General features: G+C 72.1%; 8 protein-coding genes. 1 reads left to right on the plus strand and 7 read right to left on the minus strand.

Annotated elements, in window-relative coordinates; genetic code table 11:
- Positions 1 to 53 precede the first annotated feature (53 nt).
- From ACFCX4_RS31640 to ACFCX4_RS31670, 7 genes are all read right to left on the minus strand, one after another.
- Complete coding sequence (locus ACFCX4_RS31640; protein WP_376150053.1) at positions 54 to 836, minus strand: enoyl-CoA hydratase-related protein; 783 nt, start codon at positions 834 to 836, stop codon at positions 54 to 56.
- A gap of 2 nt (positions 837 to 838) precedes the next feature.
- On the minus strand, positions 839 to 2,071 hold the full coding sequence (locus ACFCX4_RS31645) for a hydroxymethylglutaryl-CoA synthase family protein (protein ID WP_376150056.1): 1,233 nt from the start codon (positions 2,069 to 2,071) through the stop codon (positions 839 to 841).
- A gap of 192 nt (positions 2,072 to 2,263) precedes the next feature.
- Positions 2,264 to 3,595 (minus strand): cation:proton antiporter, encoded by a 1,332-nt coding sequence (locus tag ACFCX4_RS31650; RefSeq protein WP_376150059.1) that lies wholly within the window; start codon positions 3,593 to 3,595, stop codon positions 2,264 to 2,266.
- 3 nt (positions 3,596 to 3,598) lie between these two features.
- The gene (locus ACFCX4_RS31655; protein ID WP_376150062.1) at positions 3,599 to 4,303 is read right to left on the minus strand and encodes a Crp/Fnr family transcriptional regulator; all 705 of its coding nucleotides are present in this window, start codon (positions 4,301 to 4,303) and stop codon (positions 3,599 to 3,601) included.
- A 556-nt stretch (positions 4,304 to 4,859) separates the two neighbouring features.
- Positions 4,860 to 5,264 (minus strand): DUF3224 domain-containing protein, encoded by a 405-nt coding sequence (locus ACFCX4_RS31660; RefSeq protein WP_376150065.1) that lies wholly within the window; start codon positions 5,262 to 5,264, stop codon positions 4,860 to 4,862.
- A gap of 53 nt (positions 5,265 to 5,317) precedes the next feature.
- Positions 5,318 to 6,262 carry a DUF6039 family protein gene (locus tag ACFCX4_RS31665; protein ID WP_376150068.1) on the minus strand — a complete coding sequence of 315 codons (945 nt, stop codon included), beginning with the start codon at positions 6,260 to 6,262 and terminating at the stop codon, positions 5,318 to 5,320.
- Entirely contained in the window at positions 6,259 to 7,812 is a 1,554-nt protein-coding gene (locus ACFCX4_RS31670; RefSeq protein WP_376150071.1) for an AMP-binding protein, read from the minus strand. The genes ACFCX4_RS31665 and ACFCX4_RS31670 overlap by 4 nt, the downstream gene beginning before the upstream one ends.
- A gap of 187 nt (positions 7,813 to 7,999) precedes the next feature.
- Here ACFCX4_RS31670 and ACFCX4_RS31675 point away from each other — a divergent pair, with 187 nt between their 5' ends.
- Positions 8,000 to 8,710 carry a PIG-L deacetylase family protein gene (locus ACFCX4_RS31675; protein ID WP_376150074.1) on the plus strand — a complete coding sequence of 237 codons (711 nt, stop codon included), beginning with the start codon at positions 8,000 to 8,002 and terminating at the stop codon, positions 8,708 to 8,710.
- The last annotated feature ends 56 nt before the right edge of the window (positions 8,711 to 8,766 follow it).

Raw genomic sequence — 8,766 nt, forward strand, 5'->3', positions numbered from 1 at the left:
GCCCCCCCCCCCCCCCCGGGGGGGGGGGCCCCCCCCCCCCCCCCACGGCCGGTTCAGCCGGCGCTCTCCCACGGCATCCGCCGGTGGTCGGCGAACCCGGTGATCCGCCGCTGCACCACCGGGGAGTCCATCAGCCGGGAGAACTCGTCCACGGCGGCCCGCTCCAGCGGCTCCTGGGGCAGCCACATCCGGGCGAAGTAGCGCTTGCCGTCCGCGAGGACACTGTCGTCGATCTTCGTGAGCCGTGCGGCCAGCCGTCTGACCAGGGGCTCGGCGTTCTCGGTGAGCTCGTCGACCAACTGCATCCGGGCGGCCCGCTCGGCGGTCACCGGAAGCGTGCTCATCGTCATCGCGTAGGCGGGCTGGAAGCCCACCCGGCGGACCAGGAACGGCGCCACGCAGGCCGGCAGCAGGCCCCAGAGCGCCTCGGGCAGCGCGAAGCTGCTGCGCCCGGTGGCGTACACGAAGTCGCTGGCCGCCGCGAGGCCGACGCCGCCGCCGGTCACCCGGCCGTCCACCACCGAGACGACGATCCGGCGCGTGGTGGTGAACCGCTTGAGCAGGTCGTAGAAGACCTGGCCGCCGCGGGCCGCCGGAAGGGCCCCGCCGTCCCCGGTGCCGCGCGCGGCGTCGGCGAAGTCCATGCCCGAGCAGAAGACCGGGCCGGCGCCCTCAAGGACCACCAGGCGCAGTTCGGGATCGCTCTCGGCGAGGTCCAGGACGGCGTGCAGCTCGCTCATGAGCGTGTCGTTGATGCCGTTGTCCGCCTCCGGCCGGTCGATGACCACCCGCAGGCCCTCCGGCTGCCGGCGGACCCTCAGCGTGCGGTAGTCCATGGTCAGCTCCAGCGGTAGCGGCGGTGGAAGTCGGTCACCCGGTCGAGGACCAGCAGCCCGCGGCCGGCGACGTGGCTCTCGTACACGTCGGCGTAGGGGGCGACGTCGTACACGTGGTCGCGGACCCCGGCCATCCGGTGCGGGGCGAGGTCGCTGATGAGCTCGTACTCGGGGACGGTGAGCGGCCGGCGGTCGGCGATGGCCGCGGCGATCCCGCGTCCGGCGAGGCGCCGGCGTCCGGCGGGGGTGACCACGCCGCTGTAGAACTCCGAGGCGCAGCCCGACCCGTAGGAGAACATGCCGAGGCGCTTGGGCGCGGAGAGCTCGACGTGGTCGACGAGCGAGCACAGGGCCAGGTAGAGCGCGGCGGAGTAGACGTTGCCGACCTGGGTGGCGTAGCGCAGGCAGGGCTCGACCCGGGTGGCGAAGTCGGCCTCGATCTCGGCGGGGGTGCCCGGGCCCTCGGCCCGCCGGAGCCGGCGGTGCGCGCCCTTGACCATGCCGGCGAACGGGGTGTGGAAGACGAGGTGGTCGAAGCTGGTCATCAGGTCGGCGCCGGGGACCCGTTCGCGGTAGGCGCGGTAGCTGTGCACCAGGCACTCCATGTACGCCATCAGCGAGAGGTCGGAGTCGCCGGCTTCGAGGTCCGGCCGGGGCCGCAGGGTGTCCATCACCTCGAAGCTGTGGTAGCCGTTGGCACCGGGGTCGAGGGCGAGGACCTGCGGGTCGTCACCGACCAGCATCGCCACCGCGCCCGCGCCCTGGGAGGGCTCCCAGTAGGTGTTCCGGGCCGCGACGCTGGACGCGTCGGCGGCGACCACCAGGGCCTTGGCGCCGGGGACCGGGCTCGCCCCGATGATCGCCGCGGCGGTCTGCAGGGCCGCGGTGCCGCCGTAGCAGGCGTGCTTGACCTCGAAGGAGCGGCAGCGCCGGCCGAGGCCCAGGTGCTCCTGGACGTAGGTGCTGATGGGCTTGCCGAAGTCGAGCCCGGACTCGGTGCCGATCACGACCAGTTCGACCCGCTCGCGCTCGTCGGGCGTCAGTGCGTCGACGAGCGGCCTGGCGGCGTTGACCGCGTTGGTGACCGGGTCCTCGCAGGGCAGGTTGACGGACTTGCGCTCCATCATGAGGTTCGCCATGCGGCTGTCGTCCAGGCCGCGGGCGGCGAAGAGCTCCCGGACGCCGAGCGAGGTCCGGCCGACGTAGGCGTTGATCGCCTCGATTCCCACGGTCATCGGGCCCTCCCAGGGTGCCCGGGGCACCGCCTGCAAAGGGGGTTCATGTGCTCTCTCCCGTCCTCGGCCGTCGTGCTGGTCCGCGCGCGGGGGCGCGCCCGGCCATCCTGCGGCGGGAGCGCGGCGTCCGGCCGCCCAAAATCGAGCAGTCGGGCGCCGCGCTCCCGGGGGGATCAGGGGCGTCGTCCGGGGCTATCCGCCGGACTGCCGGGAGGCCGCGACCGGCGGGGCCGTCTCCGCCTGCCGCAGGAGCTCCTCGGCGCTCTGTTCGATCCGGCCGGCCGACCAGCGCAGGACGAACGGGGCCATCATCGAGGTGGCCACGGCGATCAGGACCACGATGGTGTAGGAGCCGGTGGTCAGGATGCCGAGCTGCAGGCCCACCGAGGCGACGACGATCTCGACGGCCCCCCGCGCGTTGAGGCCGGCGCCGATCGCGAGTCCCTCCCAGCGGGTGAGCCGGCTGAGCCGGGCGCCGAGGTAGCCGCCGGCGAACTTGCCGACGGAGGCGATCAGCAGGACGACGACGCCGGTCAGCAGGACGGCGGGGTCGGCCAGGGCCCGGAGGTCGACCCGTAGCCCGGCCGTCGCCAGGAACAGCGGGGCGAGCACGGCGAGCGTCACGCCGCGGAGCGGGGCGATCAGCCGCTGGTCGACCACGGAGGAGATCACCAGCCCCGCCACGAAGGCGCCGAACACGGCCTCCAGCCTCAGCGCATGGCTGCCCGCAGCACTCAGGAGGACGATCGTGGCGGCGGCCGTCGCGGCCAGCTGGGTGTCGCCCCTGGCGTTGACGCGGGTGAACACCCACCGGGCCAGGGGGCGGACCACCAGCACGGCGGCCAGCAGGAAGCCGATCAGCGACAGCAGGGAGGTGCCGATCTCGGCCGGTCCGAGGGAGCCGGTGGCCATCGTCGAGACCAGGGAGAGCAGGAACCAGCCGATCGCGTCGTCGACCGCGGCGGAGGCCAGGGTGAGCTGGCCGACGTTGCGGTGCATGAGCCCCATGTCGGACAGGGTCTTGGCGATGACCGGGATGGCGCTGACGCTCAGCGCCACGCCGAGGAAGAGGGCGAAGACGGTCCGGTCGGCGGACGCGCCGAGCAGGACCCGGGGGACCAGGTAGCCGGCCGCCACCCCGAGTGCCAGCGGGATCAGCAGGCTGCTCAGGCCGACGGTCACGAGCACGTCGCGGCGCCGTCGGATGAGGGACAGGTCCAGGTGCGCTCCCGCGACGCCGACGAAGAGCACCACGGCGAACTGGGAGGCGGCGTCCAGCAGATGGGTCTGTTCCCGGTCGGCCGGGAAGAGCCGGAGGGTGAGGTCGGGGGCGACGGAGCCGAGGACGGAGGGGCCGAGGACGATGCCGGTGGCGAGCTCCCCGACCACGGCGGGCAGACCGAACCGGTTGGCCAGCCTTCCCAGCAGGAGGGCCAGCAGGAGGAGGACGCCGAGCTGGAGGAGGAAGATCTGGACCTGGTGCGCGTTGAGCGGCGGGGAGACGCCGGAGGCCAGGAGGGGCATGGATCAGGCCGCCGTCGGGACGCCGTCCAGCACCGGGTGGCCCTCGGTGATGAACCCCTGGAGCCGCGGCTCGTGGATGTTGAGGAAGTAGCCGCCGCCGCGCTGGAGGAGACCGGCGTTGCAGAACTTCTTGAGGAAGAAGCCGACCCGGGACCGGGTGGTGCCGACCATCGCGGAGAGCTCCTCCTGGGTGATCTTCTCCTTGATCCTGAGCAGGTGCGCGTCCCGCTTGCCGATCTTGCGGCCGAGCTGGAGCAGGACGGCGGCGAGCCGGTACTCGCTGTCCTCGGTCACCAGATAGGCGATCAGTTGCTGGCGCTCGAAGAGCCGTTCGGCCATGTGACGGACGATCTCGGTCCGCAGGCCGGTGTCGGCCATGGCGGTGAGCAGCTGGTCGGCCGGCATCCGCTCCAGGACGACCGGGGTCATCGCGGAGACCATCTCGGTGCGGCCGGACCCCAGGAGGCAGAGCTCGCCGAAGACGTCGCCCGCGGAGTAGATGTCGACCAGGCATTCCTTGCCGTCGCGGGTGGGCACCACCGCCTTCACCTGCCCCTGGCGCAGCAGGTAGATGTTGCGGTTGCGGTCGAGGCAGCCGTAGACCACCTCCCGCCGGCCGGCCTCGATGGTGGTGGCGGTGATGGCTCTGGTGTCGATCAGGTGGGCGAGGGTCTCGCCCAGTCGCGCTGAACAGAAGTAGGTGCTCATCGGCAACACCCCCGGGAGGCCGTGCTCCCGGGCAGGCGGCCGGCGCGGTGTCCGCCGGTGGTTCGACGAGTAGGTGACCCCTTCATTACTCCCCCTCGGTTCCGGGTCCGCGCGGAAAGGCCGGTCGGGCGCACGACTGCCGTCTCCGGGCGGATGTGCAGGAACGTTCCGCCTCGGCAATCGCTGCCGGGAGCGGTGGTGCTTCCCCCTGCATGATGTGACGGTGCGGCGCGGCTCTTCTCCGCCCCGCTCCACAGGTGCGCCGGAATCACGCTGAACTATCAGGCCGCGGGACGGTGCCCACGTTTGAGCAATGGTGACGTGAGGAAATCGACACTCTTGTCACTCCCGCCCCGCCTCCGAGTATGTACCCACGTGAACCGGTGATCAAGATGGCGGACCGAAGCGGAACGCGAAAACCGGGCCGGGCAATGCCGAGGTCAAGGGGAGGTCTTTCCGGGGACGGCCGGAAGGCCCGGAGCGGGGGCGGGAAAACGGGTCGGCCGGGGTGCGGAACGGCCCGCCGGGAGTGCCGGCGGGCCGTCGCGGGGCCGTCTCAGGCGGAGGCTTCGAGGGCGTAGTCCAGGGTGTAGCTGTGCTTGCCGTCGGCGACGACGACGTTGAAGCTGCCACTGATGTTCTTCAGCGCGCCGGTGCCGGAGTCGGGGACGACCACGATGTTGAGGTCGCCCTCGCCGCGGGTGGAGATGGCGCTGTGCTGCAGGACGAAGGTGCCCTCCTGGCCGTGCACGGTGCCGGTGAAGCGCTCGATCGCCACGTAGCCGGCGGAGGTCGGCTCCGGGGTCATCGCCTTGATGAGTTCGGTGACGCTGGTGCCCACGAGGTCACCGACGAAGGTCTTGGTCACGATCACCTTGGACAGCGCGACTCCTTCCTCGGCGTGGTAGGGGTCCTTCTCGTCCCAGACCAGCTCGAACGTACCGGCGGCCTTGTTCGTCATGTGATGCTCCATCAGTCGGTGAATCGGTCGTACGTGGTGGCTTGTCGTCCGGACTACTCGGGACCCCGCGTCGCGAACATCCCCCAGTGCTGGGGAGTGAGGGCCATGTCCCGGAGGGAGCTCTGCACGAACATCCGCTCCCAACCCCCGCCCCCCTTCTCCTCGGAGATCCACTGCTTGGTGAAGATCGTACGGGCCGCGGGGTCGACCCGCGCGCGAAGACCCATGAGATGGTAGTAGTCGGTCACGGACCGCAGGTGGATGAACCAGTGGATCCGGTCGGAGAGCCCGAAGGCCTCCTCGTAGAGGTAGATGGTGGCGACGCCGGCCAGGCTCTTGTTCCAGCCCTCGGCCAGCGCGCGGGCGAACTGGCGGCCCTCGGCACGGAAGCGGTAGTCGAGTTCGCCGGTGCGGTGCATCAGCAGTCCGCAGTTCGCCGAGGTCAGCACGGTGTCCGCGGCCTGGCTGCTCTGGTGGGCGGCGGTCGGGACGACGAAGCGCTCGACGTTCTCGCCCTCGACCTTGACCACGCTGTCCGGCCGCTCCTCGGCCGTGCCGTACATCCCGAAGCTCTGCGGGATCAGCACGGTCTCCTGCAGGCTGCCGTCGACGAACATGCGCTCCCAGGAGCCGCCGCCGCGCTCCTCGGGGAGGCGGTTGCGCAGCACGATGTCGCGCCAGCCCTCGTCCTGGCTGCCCATCGCGAGCAGCTTCTCGTAGGAGTCGAAGGACTCCAGGTGGATCAGCCAGTGCAGCCGGTCCTCGGTCCCGAAGGTCTCCTCGTAGAGGAAGACGCTCGCCACGCCGGTGTACCGGTGGTTGATGTGGTCGGCCAGTTCCCGGGCGAACTTGCGTCCCTCGGAACGGAATTCGGCGCGCAGCTGACCGGTCCGCTCGACCACCACACCGGAATTTCCGGAATGCAGGAGCTCGGAGAGCGGAACGGAGGTCTGTTGGTGGGCGACCGGAAGACTGAACGGGGTGGAAATCTGATTCATGGCGTTCCTGTCGCTTTCGGTTCGTCGGGAATTGCGGCGGAGTTTCGGTCGAGGGCCGACAGTTCCGTGCGCAGCCGGTTCTTGAGCACCTTTCCGGTCACCCCGCGGGGGAGCGTGCCGGCGAGGTGCAGGGCGGAGGGGATCTGGTGGGGCGCGAGCCGGTCCGCGAGGGACGCCAGGACGTCCGGTGCGTGCCCGGGGGCGTCGAGGACCAGGACGGCGGTGAGGGCGGTGCCGCCGCCGGGTGCCGGCAGGCCGATCACGGCCGCCTCCCGCACGGCCGGGTGCTCGTACAGCGCGCCCTCGACCTCGATCGAGGAGACCAGCCGGTCGCCGACCCGGACGGCGTCCACTTCGCGGTCGAACAGGTAGAGGTCGCCGTCCTCGCCGAGGTAGCCCAGGTCCCGGGTCCGGGTCCAGCCGTCGGAGCGCAGTCCGGCGTCGAGTTCCTCGCTCAGGTAGCGCCGCCGGGCCAGTTCCGCGCGCAGCCAGATCTCCCCGATCCCGCCGTCCGGGACCGGTTCGCCGTCCGGTCCGGCGACCCGCACCTCGGTGCCCGGGGCCGGTCGGCCCAGGGCGGTCGGCCGGGCGGGGTCGTAGGAGCCGAGGACCACGGCGGGCACGGCCTCGCCCTGGGCGTAGGCGGTGTTCAGGGCGATGCCCGGCATCATCGCCCGCAGCGCGTGCGCGGTGACGGCGGGCAGCGGCGCGGAGGCGATCGCCACCGTCGTCACACTGCTCAGGTCGTGCCGCTCGGCCAGCCGCCCGGCGGCCATCCGCATCGCCGTCCAGGGGGTCAGCAGTACGGTCGCGACACGGTGCTCCGCGATCAGCGACCCCATCAGCTCGATCTCGTCGGGGTGGCAGAGCAGCACCGTGGACGGCGAGTTGATCGGCATCAGCGAGGCGCTCATCGCGCTGGACGGCGTGCCCATCGGCATCGGTGCCAGCATCGGCGCCGAGCCGTCCATGCTCCGCAGCCCGGCGGGGCGCCGCCCGTGCACGAGTGTGCGGTGAGGGTTGGTGTAGGCCTTCGCGGGCCCGGTGGTGCCCGAGGTGTAGAGGATGTCGGCGAGGTCGTCCGGGCCGACCGGCACGTCCACCGGCGCGGTGTCGCCGCCGAGTTCGCGGACCGGGACGGTCCAGCCGTCGAGGCCGGCCGGCGGCTCCAGCGCGTCGCCGTGCACCAGTCCCGTGCTCGCGGTCCCGGTCCAGCGCCGCAGCAGCTCGTCGTGCGGCAGGGCGGCGGCGAGGTGCACGCCCGTCCCGCCGGCCTTGAGCACACCGAGGTAGGCCACCGCGTAGTCGACCCAGTCGCCGTCGGAGAAGTACAGCACCACCCGGCTGCCGCGCCGGACCCCGCGGGCCAGCAGGGCCCGGGCCGCCGCGTTGGAGCGGGCCTCCCACTCCCCGAAGGAGAGGGTCGCACCGCCCGCCACGCCGAGGGCGATCTGCTCGGGGGTCTCACCGGCCCGCCTGCTCAGCAGCTCGTGGACGGTGTCGGCGCGGTCGGCGCCGGCACCGGGTGATCCAGGGGATGGGGAGGGCATGGCCCCGAACCTAGAGCGGGGTCCAAGGGCCGGGCAGCTCAGAACTGAGCACTTCGGCGGAGACCGGTCAAGTGGTGGGATTCCGCTCCGCCGCGGCCCGGCGCGGACCCGGCATGCCCAACAGTGAGCAGACCCGCCGTCGGCCCGGGACGGAGCATGTGGGCCGGCTCACGGAAGGACGAACACGATGGCAGACCAGCTGCAGCCGATGGTGACCGACTGGACCCGCGCGCTCGCGGTGGTGGCGCACCCCGACGACCTCGAATTCGGCGCGGCCGGCGCGATCGCGGCCTGGACCGCGGCCGGCAAGGAGGTCGCCTACCTGCTGCTCACCCGGGGCGAGGCCGGCATCGACGGCATGGCCCCCGAGGAGGCCGCGAAGGTGCGCGAGGCCGAGCAGCGGGTGAGCGCGGAGATCGTCGGCGTGTCCGAGGTCGAGTTCCTCGACCACCGGGACGGCGTCATCGAGTACGGACCCGGCCTGCGCCGCGACATCGCCCACGCGATCCGCCGCCACCGGCCCGAACTGATCGTCGGCTTCAACCACCACGACACCTTCCCGGGCGGCAAGCGCAACTCCCCGGACCACCGGCACACCGGCCTGGCCCTGCTCGACGCGATCGGCGACGCCGGCAACCGCTGGATCTTCCCCGAGCCCGGGCTGGAGCCGTGGGGCGGGGTGAAGTACGTCGCCGTCGCGCAGTCCCCGCAGCCGACCCACGCGGTGGACATCACCGACACCCTCGACCTGGCGATCGCCTCGATCGAGGCGCACGCCGCCTACCTGGAGGGCATCGGCATCAAGGACATCCGGGGGCCGTTCACGTCCATCGCGAACGGCATGGGCGAGCGCTTCGGGAACGTGCCGGCCATCACCCTGGAGCTCATCGTCCGCTGACCCGCCGGGTCCGCGCGCGGCGGTGTGCTCCGCTCCCCGGCCGGGGAGCGGAGCAC

Source organism: Kitasatospora sp. NPDC056327 (assembly GCF_042261735.1).
GTDB lineage: Bacteria > Actinomycetota > Actinomycetes > Streptomycetales > Streptomycetaceae > Kitasatospora.